Raw genomic sequence first — 458 nt, forward strand, 5'->3', positions numbered from 1 at the left:
ACGTGGCGGTGGCTGCGGGGCGCGTGATCGCCCTCGGCCGCACGCCGCCGGACTTCCAGCCCGCGCGCACCATCGACGCCACGGGCTGCATCGTGCTGCCGGGGCTGGTGGACCTCGCCGCGCGCCTGCGCGAGCCGGGCCACGAGCACGAAGGCATGCTCGAATCCGAGATGTCCGCGGCCGTGGCCGGCGGCGTGACCAGCCTCGTGTGCCCGCCCGACACCGATCCGGTGCTCGACGAGCCGGGCCTCGTCGAGATGCTCAAGTTCCGCGCCGAGAAGCTGCACCAGGCGCGCCTTTTCCCGCTGGGCGCGCTCACGCGCGGGCTGGCCGGCGAGGTGCTGACCGAGATGGCGGAGCTCACCGAATCGGGCTGCGTCGGCTTCGGCCAGGCCGAGGTGCCGCTCGCCAGCACGCAGGTACTGCAGCGCGCCCTGCAGTACGCGGCCACCTTCGGC

The 458-nt window shown here is 74.2% G+C and carries 1 pseudogene; it reads left to right on the forward strand.

What is annotated here, in order from left to right:
* Positions 1-458: pseudogene (locus tag GVL52_RS32050) on the forward strand (dihydroorotase); the annotation flags it as partial.

Source organism: Rhizobium sp. 18055 (assembly GCF_902706285.1).
Taxonomy (GTDB): Bacteria; Pseudomonadota; Alphaproteobacteria; order Rhizobiales; family Rhizobiaceae; genus Rhizobium.